Source organism: Fodinicurvata fenggangensis DSM 21160 (assembly GCF_000686045.1).
Taxonomy (GTDB): Bacteria; Pseudomonadota; Alphaproteobacteria; order Kiloniellales; family DSM-21159; genus Fodinicurvata; species Fodinicurvata fenggangensis.
The window spans coordinates 14,165-28,069 of record NZ_JMLV01000007.1 but is presented as its reverse complement, the minus strand read 5'-3'; the positions used below and the strand labels follow the sequence as shown (position 1 = coordinate 28,069).

Below are 13,905 nucleotides of genomic sequence, written 5' to 3'. Positions count from 1 at the left end.
ACAGTAAAGCAGTGCCGCGCGAAATGTAAAGCCAAGCCGCGGTGATTGTCGGGCGGGCTTTCCCTGTTGGCGGCCCCCGCATGAAGTGTGATGCATTAAGGGCTTTTTCACGACTTACGAATAAAATACAAGGAAGTTCACAAAGGCATGTCCCAACGAGAATCATATGGAAAATCGCGATAGCTTACCTGCCGGAGACAGCCAGCGGGTGGTCTGGACGGGCCTGCCAAACCAGGCGGGCGCGGTGGAGTGCCCGGACGCATTGCTGACGGATCGGCAGCAAACCCTGCTGGCCTATTGGCAGGAATTGCAACCAGAAGACGGCAGTTTGCCCCAGTGGGGCAGCTTCGATCCCCTGCGTCTCTGGACCGTGATTACGCGCTTGGTGGTCTATGAAGTCCTGGACCAGGGCGCGGATCTCTTCTTCCGCCTGGCAGGCGCCGAGTTCGAACGCCATGTCGGGCGCAATCTGCGCGGCCAGCGCTTCAGCCAGATTTCGACGCCCGAACGCCTGGCTGCAGGACAGCGCGCAGCGCGCGATCTCTATGACAATCCCCTGCCCCAACTGGTTCACGGCTGGATGGAAGCGGTCGAACGCGACCATGTCACCTACAGTCGTCTGAGCGTTCCCTTTGCCCTGGAACCGGGGCGCCGGATGGATATCCTACTGGCCTGTTACGAGTTCGGCTCCAATGCGCCCGTCATGCAGATGAGCAATCCTGGCGGCGTCCGAAAGATCTGAACCAGCCGAGCAATGCCGGTCGAAAGGCAGGTGATGGAGGTCCTGGATATGCTTGCTAGACTTTGCCCGGTCCGTGACAAGCGGTTGCGATCTTGAGAAGATTTCCCCTTGGTGAGCCATGGCGGTAAGGGCATGACAGGCGACAGCAGGGAACTGCCCCAGGAAAAGTCACTGTCTCACGGGACGCTGCTTTTCTCGGCCTTGCAGCATATTGCCATCATCGCACCCATCGGACTGGTCTTCCCGCTTCTGGTCCTGCGAGCTGCCGACGCCGGCTTCGCGCTTCAGGAGACGGTGATCACAGCGTCTCTGCTGGCACTGGGGATCGGCAACCTGCTGCTCTGCCTGCGCGGGCGCATGCTGGGAAGTGGTTACCTCTGCCCGGCCGTCTTTACGGCGGCCTACCTGCCCGCATCCCTCGCGGCCGCCGATGCCGGCGGGCTGTCGCTGGTTTTCGGGATGACCATCTTCGCCGGTCTTTGTGAAGTGGCCTTCTCGTTCCTGCTGCGGCGCCTGCGCCCCTATCTGCCGGCTGAGATAGCCGGGCTGGCCGTCGTCATGATCGGCTTGATCTTGGGCTTCATGGGCTTCCGTCTGCTGTTGGGGCTGGACAGTCACGGGGATTTCCAGGGTGATACGCTGGACAGCCAGGCCGTGGGGCTGGGCCTGTTCGCACTGGCCTTGATCATCCTGCTGAACGTCTGGGGCAGGGGGGTGTTCAAGCTGTTCTCGGTGTTGATCGCCATTGCCGTGGTCTACCCCTTGGCCGTGGTGCTGCAGAAGGTCGACCTGGCCGGTGGTCATGACATTGCGCCTCACGGACTGCTCGACATCCCCCAGTTGCCTCTGCTGCTGCCCAGTTTCGATGCTTCCTTGGCTCTGCCATTCATGATCGGGGCTCTTGCCTGTGCCCTGCGGGCCACCGGGGACATCACGACCTGCCAGCGGATTGCCGATACGGACTGGGTCCGCCCTGACATGCGCAGCATTGCGCGCGGCGTGCGCGCGGACGGTCTGGCTACGGTCTGCGCCGGTTTGCTGGGTACCGTTGGCCTGAACACCTTCTCCAGTTCCATCGGCCTGTCGCAGGCAAGCGGCGTGATCCAGCGCCGGGTCGGGCTGGCCATCGGCGGCCTGTTCATTCTCCTGGCGTTCTCACCCGACATTGTCATGTTGACCATTGGCATGCCGCAGCCCCTTACAGGGGCAATCCTGATCTTTTCTTCGGCCTTCATCCTGTCCAACGGGCTCAGCATCATTGTCGCCAGGCTGCTGGATGCGCGCCGCATCCTGACCATCGGTGTGGCCCTGGTCTTCGGGCTCAGCCACGATGTCTTTCCCGAGTTCTACGATCATTTTCCGCTTTGGATGAAATCCATCAGCGGATCGTCACTGGTGGTGGCGCTGGTCATCGCCCTGGGACTCAATGCCCTGTTCCGTATCGGCGTCAAGCGCACGGCCGACCTTGAGCTGCCGCTGGACAGCTCTCTGCTGCCACAACTGGTCGATTTCTGCCGCGAACAGGGGGCGCTGTGGGGCGCACGCCGTGACGTGATGGAGCGGGTGGCCAACGGTTTGACCGAAGCCGGCGAACTGGTCCTGGCCCGCGGAGACGAGGGCAGCCCACTCAAGGTGCAAGTCAATTATGACGAGTTCCGGATCCGGGCGAGTGTGGCGTTCACGGCTTCTGCTCCGGACAGCGCGGGAACGCCCGAGCCGGCATCCTCAACGGCCGCGGAGCTGCCCGGTGAAGGCGAACTGGAACTCCGCCTGATGCGGCATTTCGCCGACAGCGTCCGCCTGGTGCAGCGCCAGGGGCAGCAGCAGGTGAAACTGGTTTTCGAAACCTGAAGGCGGGTTCGAACGCCGGCCTTACGTGGATATCCCGCCCAGGCGGGCCAGCAGGCCAGCGACATTGCGCACATTGAACTTGTCCAGAAGGCGGGCGCGGTAGTCCTCGACCGTGCGCGGCGAGATCGCAAGTTCGCGGCCGATCTCCTTGCTGGTCAGGCCTTGCGCCAGATGCTGGACCACCTGGCGCTCGCGCGCCGTCAGCGAGATGGAGGGGCGGACCTGCGTCAGGTCGGCGAAGCTGAGGATGACCCGCTTCATGGGCGTCTCGGGATAAAAGGTGCAAACATGCACGCGGCACCAGAAATAGGAGCCGTCGCGCCGTGGCATGACCCGTTCGTCGGTGTAACGCCCACTGCTGCGCAGGGCCTCCAGGCCGACGTCCCGGATCTGCTCGAACTCGCCATGGCTGGCATAGAGCATGCGGAAGGACTGGTTCAGCAGCTCTTCGCGCGCGTAGCCGAAGAGCTCTGCAAAGGTGAGGTTGCAGGCCCGTATGACCCGCTCTTCGGTCAGCACGAGCCCCACCGGCGCATGGTCGAACGCCAGCTGGTCCAGGTCTTCTTGAGCCATCTCCGGAGCCTCGGTCATGCCGCCTCGCGCGTGCCCCCGTATTTTTACGGGCCGTGATTCTACCAGATTGCGATACTGCGTCTCGCTGTCGAATACTGCAATAGAGCTGCGTACAATAGGGAGAGAATGAAATTATGGATCAAGCCATTGCCGGAGCCGATCGACTTGACTCGGCCATCGAGGCGCGCCGCGACGACCTGGTCGAACTGACGCAGGCGCTGATCCGCATTCCCACGCTGAACCCTCCGGGGGACTGCTACCTGGAAATCTGTGAGTTCCTGTCCGAGCGCCTGAAGCGCAGCGGTTTCGAGGTGGAGTTCATCCGGGCCGAAGGCACGCCCGGCGACAGTGACAAGTATCCGCGCTGGAACGTGGTGGCCCGGCGCGAAGGCGGGCACAGCGGCGCCTGCGTGCACTTCAACTCACACATCGACGTGGTCGAGGTCGGCAAGGGCTGGACCTTCGATCCCTTCGGCGGCGAGGTGAAGGATGGCAGGATCTATGGCCGTGGCAGCTGCGACATGAAAGGCGGCCTGGCGGCCTCGATCATCGCGGCCGAGGCCTTCCTGGAGGTCTATCCAGACTTCCCGGGCGCCATCGAGATTTCCGGGACGGCCGATGAGGAGACCGGTGGTTACGGCGGTGTGGCCTACCTGGCCGAGCAGGGTTATTTCGATCCCAAGCGCGTGCAGCACGTCATCATTCCCGAGCCGCTCAACAAGGACCGTGTCTGCCTGGGCCATCGCGGTGTCTGGTGGGCGGAGATCGAGACCCAGGGCGAGATCGCGCACGGCTCCATGCCCTTCCTGGGCGATTGCGCCGTGCGGCACATGGGGGCTGTGCTCAGCGAGATGGAAAAAAGCCTCTATCCGGCCCTGGCAAGCCGGCGCACGGAAATGCCGGTGGTGCCCGAAGGCGCGCGCCAGTCCACCATGAACATCAATTCCTTCCACGGCGGGCAGAAGGAACCGGACGCCGACTTCACCGGCTTTCCCTCGGCCTGCGTGCCGGATTCCGCGCGCATGATCATCGATCGCCGCTACCTGATCGAGGAGAAGCCCGAGGAGGTGCGCGGCGAGATCGTCGAATTGCTGGAACGGGTGAAATCCAGCCGCGACAACTTCCGCTATGACCTGAAGGAACTCTGGCAGGTCAGTCCGACCATGACGGACCGCAATGCGCCGGTGGTGCAGTCGGTGTCCAAGGCCATCGAGCAGGTCTTCAGCCGGGCGCCGGAATATGTTGTCTCGCCGGGCACCTATGACCAGAAGCATATTGATCGCATCGGCCGTCTGAAGGACTGTATCGCCTATGGCCCCGGCATTCTGGACCTGGCGCACAAGCCGGACGAGTATGTCGGGATCGAGGACATGGTGGAGTCCGCCAAGGTGATGGCACTTTCGCTCTGCAGCCTGCTGGGCACGGAAAGCTGAAAAGCGATAGAACAACAGCCGAAGAATGATAGGGAGTGTGAGAAGATGACGACGACGGGAAAGATCCTTTCGGCGGCCGTGCTGGGCGCGGCCGTGGCCGTTGCCGGGCCGGCCCTGGCCCAGAAGACCTCGGTCTCCTTGGGCATGGTGCTTGAGCCACCAAACCTGGACCCCACCGCCGGCGCCGCCGCCGCCATTGACGAGGTGGTCTATGCCAATCTCTTCGAGGGACTGACCCGCTATGCCGAGGACGGCTCGATCCAGCCGGCGCTGGCTGAATCCTGGGACATCTCGGACGACGGCTTGAGCTATACCTTCCATCTGCACGAAGGCGTGACCTTCCACGATGGCACCGAGATGACGGCGGAGGACGTGAAGTTCTCGCTGGACCGGGCCCGCGCAGAGGACTCCACCAACGCCCAGAAGGTCCTGTTCGAGGGCATCGAGGCTGTCGAGGTTGTCGATCCCCACACTGTCCAGGTGAATCTCTCGCAGCCCGATGGCGCCTTCCTGTCCAATATGGCCTGGGGCGATGCCGTGATCGTGGCCGAGGAAAGCGCCGCCGACAACGCGACCAACCCCGTTGGCACAGGACCCTTCAAGTTCGAGGACTGGCGTGAAGGGGACAGCGTGGAGCTAACGCGCTACGAGGATTACTGGGGCGAGCCGGTGGCTCTGGAAAGCGCCACCTTCAAGTTCATCGATGATCCCACGGCGGCCTTCTCGGCCATGATGGCCGGCGATCTGGATGCCTATCCCAGCTTCCCGGCCCCGGAGAACATGGCCCAGTTCGAGGCCGATCCGCAGTTCAAGGTGATCGAGGGCTCGACCGAGGGCGAGATCATCATGGCGATGAACAATGCCCGCGAACCCTTCGACGATATTCGTGTGCGCAAGGCCGTGGCGCATGCCATCGACCGGCAGGGCCTGATCGAGGGCGCCTACTTCGGCTATGGCACGCCCATTGGATCGCATCTGGCCCCGCAGAATCCGGCCTATGTGGACTTGACCGAGCAGTCGGCCTATGACCCCGAGCTGTCCCGGGAACTGTTGGCTGAAGCCGGTTACGAGGAGGGTTTCGAGACGACCCTGAAACTGCCGCCGCCGTCCTATGCGCGGCGTGGCGGCGAGATCCTGGCCTCCTACCTGCGGGATGTCGGCATCGAGGCCGAGATCATCAATGTGGAGTGGGCCCAGTGGCTGCAGAGCGTTTTCGAGGACACGGACTATGACCTGACCGTCGTGGCGCATACCGAGCCCATGGACATCAATATCTATGCCCGTGACGACTACTACTTCAACTATGACTCCGAGGAATTCCGGCAGATCATGGCGGAGCTGGAAAACACGGCCGATGACGAGGCGCGGACGGAGCTGTTGAAACAGGCGCAGCGCAAGCTGGCCGACGATTACGTCAACGCCTTCCTTTTCCAGTTGCCGAAACTGGGCGTGGCCAAGACCGACCTGATGGGCCTGTGGCAGGACCAACCCACCCAGGCCAACGATCTGACGGATGTCCACTGGAAAGAGTAACCTGCGAAGATTAGGCGTGGCCGGCCGGGCGCTGCCGTGGCAGTGTCCGGCCGGTCCTCATTTAGGCCAATGCGTCCAGACTGATCCATGCTTTCGTTCGTCCTGAAACGGCTTGTCTCGCTGACTCTCAGTCTGCTGGCCGCCAGCCTTGTCATCTTCATGGTCATCAACGTGGTGCCGGGAGATCCGGCGCGTTTCATGCTGGGCATGAATGCCCAGCCCGAGGCGCTGGAGTCCCTGAGGCGCGAGCTGGGCCTGGATCAGACGTTGCTGCAGCGCTACTTCAGCTGGCTCCAGGGCATGCTGGTGGGCGAATTCGGCACCAGCTATACCTACAAGGTGCCGGTGTCGGAGCTGATCGGCGACCGGCTGTGGGTCTCCCTGCCGCTGGCCCTCTATGCCCTGACGCTGTCCACGCTGATCGCCTTTCCGGCCGGCATCTTTTCGGCAGCCCGGCGCAACTCGCCCACGGATCTGTCCATCATGGGCCTGACGCAGCTTGGCATCGCCATTCCGAACTTCTGGTTCGCCATGCTGCTGGTCCTGTTCTTCTCGATCATCCTGCAGTGGTTTTCCGCCGGTGGCTTTCCCGGCTGGGACAGCGGGTTCCTGCTGGCCCTGCATGCGCTGACCCTCCCGGCCGTGGCTCTGGCCCTGCCCCAGGCCTCGATCCTGGCGCGTGTCATGCGTTCGTCGCTGCTGGAAACCCTGGGCGAAGACTTCGTGCGCACCGCCCGGGCCAAGGGCCTGACGCGCAGCCAGGCGCTCTGGCGTCATGCCCTGCGCAATGCCCTGATTCCCGTGCTGACCATCATCGGCCTGCAGTTCTCCTTCCTGCTGGCCGGCGCCATCATCATCGAGAATGTCTTTTTCCTGCCGGGCCTGGGGCGTCTGGCTTTCCAGGCCATAGCCCAGCGTGACCTGATCGTGGTTCAGACCGTAATCATGCTGCTGGTCTTTGCCGTCATCCTGATCACCTTCCTGGTCGACCTGGCCTATGCGGCTGTGGACCCGCGGCTGAGGGGGCAGCGCTCATGAGTGAGGGTATGCAGACCATGTCCGGCGCAAAGGGGCGCCGTGGGTTCCTGGCCACCGCGGTGCGCTCGCCCAACTTCCTGGTCGGTGCGGTCCTGACACTGGTTTTCTTCCTGGCCGCTCTCCTGTCCTTTGGCTGGACCCCCTATGAGGTGACGCAGCTCAATCCGACCGAGAAGCTGAAGGACCCCTCACTGCTGCACTGGATGGGAACCGACAACCTGGGCCGAGACATCTTCTCGATGGTGATGGTGGGCGCGCGCGCCTCCATTGCGGTGGCCCTGATCGCGGTGGGGATCGGCATCCTGCTAGGCGTGCCGCTGGGCCTGGCGGCGGCGGCACGGCGCGGCTCGCTGCTGGACGAGGTCATCATGCGCACCAATGACCTGATCTTCGCTTTTCCGGCCCTGCTGCTGGCAATCATGATCACGGCGGTCTTCGGCCCCGGGGCCGTCAACGCCATCATCGCCATCGGCATCTTCAACATCCCCGTCTTTGCCCGCCTGTCCCGCGGGGCGGCGCTGTCGCTCTGGACCCGGGACTATGTTCTGGCCGCACGGGTCAGCGGCAAATCCGCCACGCGCATCTCCGCGGAGCATATCCTGCCCAACATCACCAATCTGCTGATCGTGCAGGGGACCATCCAGTTCTCGCTGGGCATCCTGGCCGAGGCCGGCTTGTCCTATGTGGGCCTGGGCACCCAGCCGCCCATGCCCAGTTGGGGCCGGATGCTGGCGGAGGCCCAGACCATGATCTCCTTCGCGCCGCACCTGGCGATCTTCCCGGGTCTGGCCATCGTGCTGACGGTCCTGGGCTTGAACCTGATGGGCGACGGCCTGCGCGACATCCTGGATCCGCGATTGAGGCGCGCACGATGAGCAAGTCCGTCCCTCTCCTCAGCATCGAGAACCTGAACCTCGCGATCCGCGACCTGCCCATCCTCAGGGATGTAGGCCTGTCGCTACAGCCCGGTGAAGTGCTGGGCGTGGTGGGCGAGTCCGGATCGGGCAAGTCCATGACCGCGAGTGCAATCATGCAGTTGCTGCCCCAGGGGGCGCAGTGGTCGGGGCGCATCCGCCTGAACGGCGCCCCTCTGGAGAACAAGAGCGAGAAGGCCATGTGCGCCGTTCGCGGCAAAGACATCGGCATGGTCTTCCAGGAGCCCATGACGGCGCTCAATCCCGTCCAGACCATCGGCCAGCAGGTCTCGGAAACCATCCGTATCCACGGCGGTGGCAGCCGGCGCGCGGCAGAGCGCAGGGCGCGCGAGACCCTGGATCGCGTCGGCCTGCCGGCCGCCAAGTTCCCGCTGTCACGCTATCCGCACGAGCTTTCGGGCGGCCAGCGCCAGCGCGTGGTGATCGCCATGGCCATTGCACTGAGGCCCAAGCTGCTGATCGCCGACGAGCCGACCACCGCCCTGGACGTCACCACCCAGGCACAGATCCTGCAGTTGCTGAAACGCCTGGTGGCCGAGGACGGCATGGGCCTGATCCTGATCACCCATGACCTGGCCGTGGTGGCCGACATGGCCGACCACATCGTCATCATGCGCGAGGGCGAAGTGGTGGAACGCGGGGCGACGCTCGAGTTGTTCCGACAGATGCAGCATCCCTATACCCGGAAGCTCTTTGCTGCCTCCTCGCACAGTCCGGAGCGCGCGCAGACGGTCCGAAGCGAAAGCGGACCGCCGGTCCTGAAGGTCAAAGAGGCCGTGCGGGACTATGCCCTGCCGCGCCGCTTTCCGCTGGGCCGGCCGAATGTCTTTCGCGCCGTGGACCATGTATCCCTGGCCGTGCAGCGCGGCGAGAACGTCGGACTGGTTGGAGAGTCCGGCTGCGGCAAGTCGACTCTGACGCGCGCCATCCTGGCGCTGGAGAACCTGCAGGGCGGTGCGGTGGAACTCGAGGGCACGGCCTTCAACCGGCGTGGCTTCCGCCCCGGCCACGACCTGCGCCGCAAGGTGCAGGTGGTCTTCCAGGACCCCTATGCCTCGTTCAACCCGCGCCATCGCGTGGAACGCCTGGTGGCCGAGCCCTTCCACCTGGACCCGCAGGCGCCGACGGGCGCGGAGCGCCGCCGCCGTGTCGAGGCCATGATGGAGGCCGTGGGGCTGCAGCCGGGCGATTCCCAGAAATATATCCACGAGTTCTCGGGCGGCCAGCGCCAGCGCATTGCCATTGCCCGGGCGCTGATCATCGAACCCTCGCTGATCATCCTGGACGAGGCGGTCTCGGCCCTGGACGTCTCGATCCGCGCTCAGATCCTGGACCTGCTGGCCGACCTCTCGGACCGGCTTTCGGTCTCCTATCTCTTCATCTCCCACGACCTTTCCGTGGTGCGTGCCATCACCGACCGCGTCCTGGTCATGAAGGCGGGACAGATCGTGGAAGAAGGCAGGACGGAAGACGTCTTCAGCAAGCCGCGGCACGACTACACCAAGAGCCTGCTCGCCGCCACGCCCGACCTGGAGCGGGCGTTGAAGGCACGCGAACGCGCGGCCTGAACGCAGCAGGCCCGAACCCAGAGGAAGGACAAGAGTCATGAGCAACATCCTGAGCGATTTCGGTATCGACAGCCGGCACTGCTTCATTGCGGGCGCCTGGGGCCCCACGGCCTCGGGCGAGACCCTGCCGGCCGAGGACCCGTCGAGCGGGGAAACCATGGGCGAGATTGCCCGGGGTGCCGCGACCGACATCGACCGGGCCGTGGCCGCCGCCCGCACGGCCCTGCAGGGCGAGTGGGGACGCATGACGGCCACCGAGCGGGGACGCGTCCTGGTCCGCATCGGCCAGCTCGTGCTGGAACAGGTGGACCAGCTGGCCGAACTGGAGGCGCGCGACGTGGGCAAGCCGCTCAGCCAGGCGCGCGCCGATGCCGTCGCGCTGGCCCGCTACATGGAATTCTACGGCGGCGCGGCCGACAAGGTGCATGGCGAAACCATTCCCTTCAACGCAGGCTATACCGTCTATACCCTGCGCGAGCCGCACGGCGTGACCGGTCACATCGTGCCCTGGAACTATCCCATGCAGATCATCGGGCGCTCTGTCGGCGCTGCCCTGGCCATGGGCAATGCCGCTGTCCTGAAGCCGGCCGAGGAGGCCAGCCTGACCGCCCTGGTCTTCACCGAGATCGCGCGGCAGGCCGGCCTGCCCGAAGGCGCGCTCAACACCGTGCCGGGCCTGGGCGAAGAGGCCGGCGCCGCCCTGTCGGAGCACAGCGGCGTCAATCACCTGTCCTTCACGGGCTCGGTGCCGGTGGGCAGCATGATCCAGGCAGCGGCCGCGAAGAATGTGGTGCCGGTCACCCTGGAACTGGGCGGCAAGTCCCCGCAGGTGGTGTTCGAGGACGCCGATCTGGACAAGGCGCTGCCCTTCCTGGTGCGTGCCGGGGTGCAGAATGCGGGCCAGACCTGCTCGGCCTCCTCGCGTCTCCTGATCCAGCGCGGTCTCTATGACCGCCTGCTGGAGCGGCTGGCCGAGAGCTATCGCGGGCTGAAGGTCGGTCCTGCGATCGCCGACCTGAATGTCGGGCCGCTGATCTCGGGCAGTCAGAAGAAGATCGTCACCGGCTTCCTGGATCTGGCCAGGCAGGACGGCCTGCAGATTGCGGCCCAGGGCGAGATTTCAGCCGAAGCCCCGGCCGGCGGTCACTATGTGGCGCCGACGTTGATCGCAGGCCTGGCCCCGGACCACAAGCTGGCCCAGGACGAGATCTTCGGCCCGGTCCAGGTGGTCCTGCCCTTCGAGGACGAGGAGGAGGCCGTGGCCATCGCCAATGGCACGGATTACGGCCTGGTGGCCGGTGTCTGGTCCAAGGACGGGGATCGCCAGATGCGCATGGCCAGGAAGCTGCACTGCGGGCAGGTCTTCCTGAACAACTACGGGGCCGCCGGCGGGGCCGAGCTGCCCTTCGGCGGGGTCGGCAAGTCTGGGCATGGCCGCGAGAAGGGCTTCGAGGCGCTCTATGGCTTCTCGTCGCTGAAGACCGTGGCGGCACACCACGGCTGAGCCCGCCTTACCAACAGAGACAAAGGACAACAAGAGCATGAGACTGAAGGACAAGACGGCCATCGTGACCGGCGGCGCCTCGGGCTTCGGAGCCGGCATCGTGCGCAAGTTCCTGGACGAGGGCGCCCGGGTCATGATCGCCGACATCAATGGCGAGGCCGCCGAAAGCCTGGCCGGCGAGCTGGGCGACAGGGCCATCGCACAGAAAGTGGACGTGGCCAGCAAGGACAGCGTCGAGGCGATGAGCCAGGCGGCGCTGGAGGCCTTCGGCCAGGTGGACATCCTGGTGAATAACGCCGGGGTTACGCACCTGCCGGCCGCCATGGAAGAGGTCAGCGAGGAGGACTTCGATCGCGTGCTGGCGGTGAACACGAAGTCCGTCTACCTGACGGCCCGGGCCCTGCTGCCACACATGAAGGAACGCGGGACCGGCGCCATCCTGAACGTTGCCTCCACCGGCGGCGTCAGCCCGCGTCCGCGCCTGTCCTGGTACAATGCCTCGAAGGGCTGGATGATCACGGCCACCAAGGCCATGGCGGTGGAGCTGGCCCCGGCCGGCATACGCGTCAACGCCATCAATCCCGTGGCCGGTGACACGCCGCTGCTCAAGTCCTTCATGGGCGAGGACACGCCCGAGGTCCGGGCCAAGTTCCTCTCGACCATTCCCATCGGCCGCTTCTCCACCGCCGAGGACATGGGCAATACCGCAGCCTTCCTCTGCTCGGACGAGGCCTCCATGGTGACCGGTGTCGCCATGGAAGTGGACGGCGGACGCTGCATCTGAACGCAAGGGAGGGGGCATGAAACCCGGTGTGCGCAACCTGATTACCGATGTACCCGGCCTGAAGGTCGGCAATGCCCGGAACGAGCGGGTCAAGTCCGGAACCACGGTCCTGCTGGCCGACCAGCCGGCCGTTGCCGCGGTGGAGGTCATGGGCGGTGCGCCGGGCACGCGGGAGACCGACCTGCTGGCGCCCGACAAGACGGTGCAGGGGGTGGACGCCCTGGTGCTCTCCGGCGGCTCTGCCTTCGGCCTGGATGCCGCCTCGGGCGTGGTGGATGCCCTGCGCGCGCAGGGGCGCGGCTTTGCCGTGGGCGACATGCGGGTGCCCATCGTGCCCTCGGCCATCCTCTTCGACCTGCTGAATGGCGGCGACAAGGACTGGAACAACAACCCTTACCGGGCCTTGGGTGCGGAGGCCCTGGAGGCCGTCAGCACGGACTTCGCCCTCGGCACCGCCGGGGCCGGCACCGGTGCCAGCACCGCCGAGCTGAAGGGTGGTCTGGGCTCCGCCTCCCTGGTTCTGGACTCAGGGCATACGGTGGGCGCGCTGGTGGCCGTCAATGCCTTCGGCAGTGCGAACGTGCCCGGGCACCCCCACTTCTGGGCGGCGCCCTTTGAGGTGGGCGCCGAATTCGGGGGCCTTGGACCCTGTCCCGAGGCCGTGCCGCTTACCCTGCCGAAGAACAAGACGCTGGAGGCGCTGAACGCCAAGGCCAACACCACGATTGCCATTGTCGCCACCGATGCCGTGCTGACCAAGGGGCAGGCCAAGCGCCTGGCGACCGTGGCCCATGATGGCATGGCGCGCAGTCTGGTGCCCTCGCACACGCCGCTGGACGGGGATCTGGTCTTCTCACTGGCCACCGGGGCGCGGCCGCTGGAGGACCCGGCCAGCGACCAGATGCTGCTGGGACACGCCGCCGCGAGCTGTCTGGCGCGCGCCATCGCCCGCGGTGTTCATGCCGCCACGCCGGCAGAGGGGGATAGCCTGCCGACGTGGCAGGAAGCTTGGGGCAGGACCTGAGCCTTACGCCGTCTTCAGGCCCAGGGCGTCCAACTCGGCGATGAAGCTGTCGGCAGACAGCGCGCGGGCGTAGTGGCCGTCCATGGCCTTGATGGAGCGCAGGTGGCGATCCTCGGTATAGGTGGCGCAGGCGTCCTCGATCTCGGTCACCATGAAGCCGCGGTCGGCGGCATCGCGCACGGTGGATTCGACGCACTGGTCGGTGACCACGCCATAGACGACCAGGTATTCGACGCCCAGGTTGCGCAGGACGTATTCGATGTTGGTGCAGTTGAAGATGCCCGAGGCCGTCTTGGGAATGACGATCTCGTCGCCCACCGGGGCGACCTCGTCGATCACGGCGCCTTCCCAGGAGCCCTTGGCCGCGTGCAGGCGCGAGATCTTGTGGTCCAGGCTGCGGTCACGCCCGTCCTGGGTCAGGCTCTGGATCACGGTGTAGATGACCTCGATGCCCGCCGCCCGCGCGGCCGCCTGCAGGCGCTGCTGGGCGGGGATGACCACAGTCTCCACGCGCTCGAAGAAAAAGCGCTTCTTCCACTCCGGGGTGCCTTCGACCTTGGCGCGTTCGCGCAAGGGCTTGCCGGCCTCCATGTTCTGCATGTCGATGGACAGCAGCGCCGTCTTGCCGGGTTCGATGGGGCGGTAACGGTAACTGCCGTCTTCGGCGTCGACGGGCGGAATCGGGTTCAGGGTCCTGGTCATGGTTTCTGCGGGCTCCTCTTGTCTCTCAGTCTTGTGGACCTGGGGCCGGTGCAGCCCTTGTGGCGCGCCGGCGCTGCTTGCTGGAAGATGTTTCTTCGCCGTGGAAAAAGGCTTTGTCAATCATTACAGGATTGCAAGGTTTATCGGTATTTTGTAACGTATCATTCACAGCTGCGCCAGAATTGACGGCGTGCAAACAAACGAAATCCTGCAAAGGG

12 protein-coding genes, 1 tRNA gene and 1 pseudogene are annotated in these 13,905 nt (G+C 65.0%); 11 read left to right on the top strand and 3 right to left on the bottom strand.

Annotated features, from left to right (window positions below; all coding sequences use genetic code 11):
• The first annotated feature begins 166 nt into the window (after nucleotides 1-166).
• Together BP38_RS0110815 and BP38_RS23335 are read left to right on the top strand one after the other, a co-directional pair.
• A complete protein-coding gene (locus tag BP38_RS0110815) occupies nucleotides 167-742 on the top strand; it encodes a PAS domain-containing protein (protein WP_026987736.1) in 576 nt (191 codons plus the stop codon).
• 132 nt (nucleotides 743-874) lie between these two features.
• A pseudogene (locus BP38_RS23335) lies at nucleotides 875-2,011 on the top strand (solute carrier family 23 protein); the annotation flags it as partial.
• Nucleotides 2,012-2,131: 120 nt separating this feature from the next.
• On the opposite strand, the gene BP38_RS22605 reads toward BP38_RS23335, so the two are convergent.
• Complete coding sequence (locus BP38_RS22605) at nucleotides 2,132-2,380, bottom strand: hypothetical protein (protein ID WP_155992371.1); 249 nt, start codon at nucleotides 2,378-2,380, stop codon at nucleotides 2,132-2,134.
• A gap of 158 nt (nucleotides 2,381-2,538) precedes the next feature.
• Here BP38_RS22605 and BP38_RS22600 point away from each other — a divergent pair.
• Nucleotides 2,539-2,643 (top strand) — tRNA-Ser (locus BP38_RS22600).
• Here the strand turns inward: BP38_RS22600 and BP38_RS0110805 are convergent.
• On the bottom strand, nucleotides 2,615-3,184 hold the full coding sequence (locus tag BP38_RS0110805; RefSeq protein ID WP_211250295.1) for a LuxR family transcriptional regulator: 570 nt from the start codon (nucleotides 3,182-3,184) through the stop codon (nucleotides 2,615-2,617). The genes BP38_RS22600 and BP38_RS0110805 overlap by 29 nt on opposite strands.
• 116 nt (nucleotides 3,185-3,300) lie before the next feature.
• Between BP38_RS0110805 and BP38_RS0110800 the strand changes: the two genes are divergently transcribed.
• The 8 genes from BP38_RS0110800 (at nucleotide 3,301) to BP38_RS0110765 (ending at nucleotide 12,985) form a co-directional block, all read left to right on the top strand.
• A complete protein-coding gene (locus BP38_RS0110800; protein WP_035724792.1) occupies nucleotides 3,301-4,599 on the top strand; it encodes an acetylornithine deacetylase/succinyl-diaminopimelate desuccinylase family protein in 1,299 nt (432 codons plus the stop codon).
• A 45-nt stretch (nucleotides 4,600-4,644) separates the two neighbouring features.
• Complete coding sequence (locus BP38_RS0110795) at nucleotides 4,645-6,132, top strand: ABC transporter substrate-binding protein (RefSeq protein ID WP_026987732.1); 1,488 nt, start codon at nucleotides 4,645-4,647, stop codon at nucleotides 6,130-6,132.
• Nucleotides 6,133-6,219: 87 nt separating this feature from the next.
• Nucleotides 6,220-7,170, top strand: a complete 951-nt coding sequence (locus BP38_RS0110790; protein ID WP_026987731.1) for an ABC transporter permease — start codon at nucleotides 6,220-6,222, stop codon at nucleotides 7,168-7,170.
• Nucleotides 7,167-8,045 (top strand): ABC transporter permease, encoded by an 879-nt coding sequence (locus BP38_RS0110785; protein WP_169737833.1) that lies wholly within the window; start codon nucleotides 7,167-7,169, stop codon nucleotides 8,043-8,045. The genes BP38_RS0110790 and BP38_RS0110785 overlap by 4 nt, the downstream gene beginning before the upstream one ends.
• A complete protein-coding gene (locus BP38_RS0110780) occupies nucleotides 8,042-9,673 on the top strand; it encodes an ABC transporter ATP-binding protein (protein ID WP_026987729.1) in 1,632 nt (543 codons plus the stop codon). Before BP38_RS0110785 ends, BP38_RS0110780 begins: the two co-directional genes overlap by 4 nt.
• Before the next feature lie 37 nt (nucleotides 9,674-9,710).
• Nucleotides 9,711-11,177 carry an aldehyde dehydrogenase family protein gene (locus BP38_RS0110775; RefSeq protein WP_035724784.1) on the top strand — a complete coding sequence of 489 codons (1,467 nt, stop codon included), beginning with the start codon at nucleotides 9,711-9,713 and terminating at the stop codon, nucleotides 11,175-11,177.
• A 37-nt stretch (nucleotides 11,178-11,214) separates the two neighbouring features.
• The gene (locus tag BP38_RS0110770; protein WP_026987727.1) at nucleotides 11,215-11,961 is read left to right on the top strand and encodes an SDR family oxidoreductase; all 747 of its coding nucleotides are present in this window, start codon (nucleotides 11,215-11,217) and stop codon (nucleotides 11,959-11,961) included.
• A gap of 16 nt (nucleotides 11,962-11,977) precedes the next feature.
• Complete coding sequence (locus BP38_RS0110765; protein WP_026987726.1) at nucleotides 11,978-12,985, top strand: P1 family peptidase; 1,008 nt, start codon at nucleotides 11,978-11,980, stop codon at nucleotides 12,983-12,985.
• Nucleotides 12,986-12,988: 3 nt separating this feature from the next.
• On the opposite strand, the gene BP38_RS0110760 is transcribed toward BP38_RS0110765, so the two are convergent.
• The gene (locus tag BP38_RS0110760) at nucleotides 12,989-13,687 is read right to left on the bottom strand and encodes a cysteine hydrolase family protein (RefSeq protein ID WP_081816606.1); all 699 of its coding nucleotides are present in this window, start codon (nucleotides 13,685-13,687) and stop codon (nucleotides 12,989-12,991) included.
• Between the last annotated feature and the right edge of the window lie 218 nt (nucleotides 13,688-13,905).

Bases quoted from the DNA above. Each gene is read 5' to 3' on its own strand.
- BP38_RS0110815 (WP_026987736.1), top strand. From the start codon at position 167: ATGGAAAATCGCGATAGCTTACCTGCCGGAGACAGCCAGCGGGTGGTC.
- BP38_RS0110805 (WP_211250295.1), bottom strand. From the start codon at position 3,184: ATGACCGAGGCTCCGGAGATGGCTCAAGAAGACCTGGACCAGCTGGCG.
- BP38_RS0110800 (WP_035724792.1), top strand. From the start codon at position 3,301: ATGGATCAAGCCATTGCCGGAGCCGATCGACTTGACTCGGCCATCGAG.
- BP38_RS0110795 (WP_026987732.1), top strand. From the start codon at position 4,645: ATGACGACGACGGGAAAGATCCTTTCGGCGGCCGTGCTGGGCGCGGCC.
- BP38_RS0110790 (WP_026987731.1), top strand. From the start codon at position 6,220: ATGCTTTCGTTCGTCCTGAAACGGCTTGTCTCGCTGACTCTCAGTCTG.
- BP38_RS0110785 (WP_169737833.1), top strand. From the start codon at position 7,167: ATGAGTGAGGGTATGCAGACCATGTCCGGCGCAAAGGGGCGCCGTGGG.
- BP38_RS0110780 (WP_026987729.1), top strand. From the start codon at position 8,042: ATGAGCAAGTCCGTCCCTCTCCTCAGCATCGAGAACCTGAACCTCGCG.
- BP38_RS0110775 (WP_035724784.1), top strand. From the start codon at position 9,711: ATGAGCAACATCCTGAGCGATTTCGGTATCGACAGCCGGCACTGCTTC.
- BP38_RS0110770 (WP_026987727.1), top strand. From the start codon at position 11,215: ATGAGACTGAAGGACAAGACGGCCATCGTGACCGGCGGCGCCTCGGGC.
- BP38_RS0110765 (WP_026987726.1), top strand. From the start codon at position 11,978: ATGAAACCCGGTGTGCGCAACCTGATTACCGATGTACCCGGCCTGAAG.
- BP38_RS0110760 (WP_081816606.1), bottom strand. From the start codon at position 13,687: ATGACCAGGACCCTGAACCCGATTCCGCCCGTCGACGCCGAAGACGGC.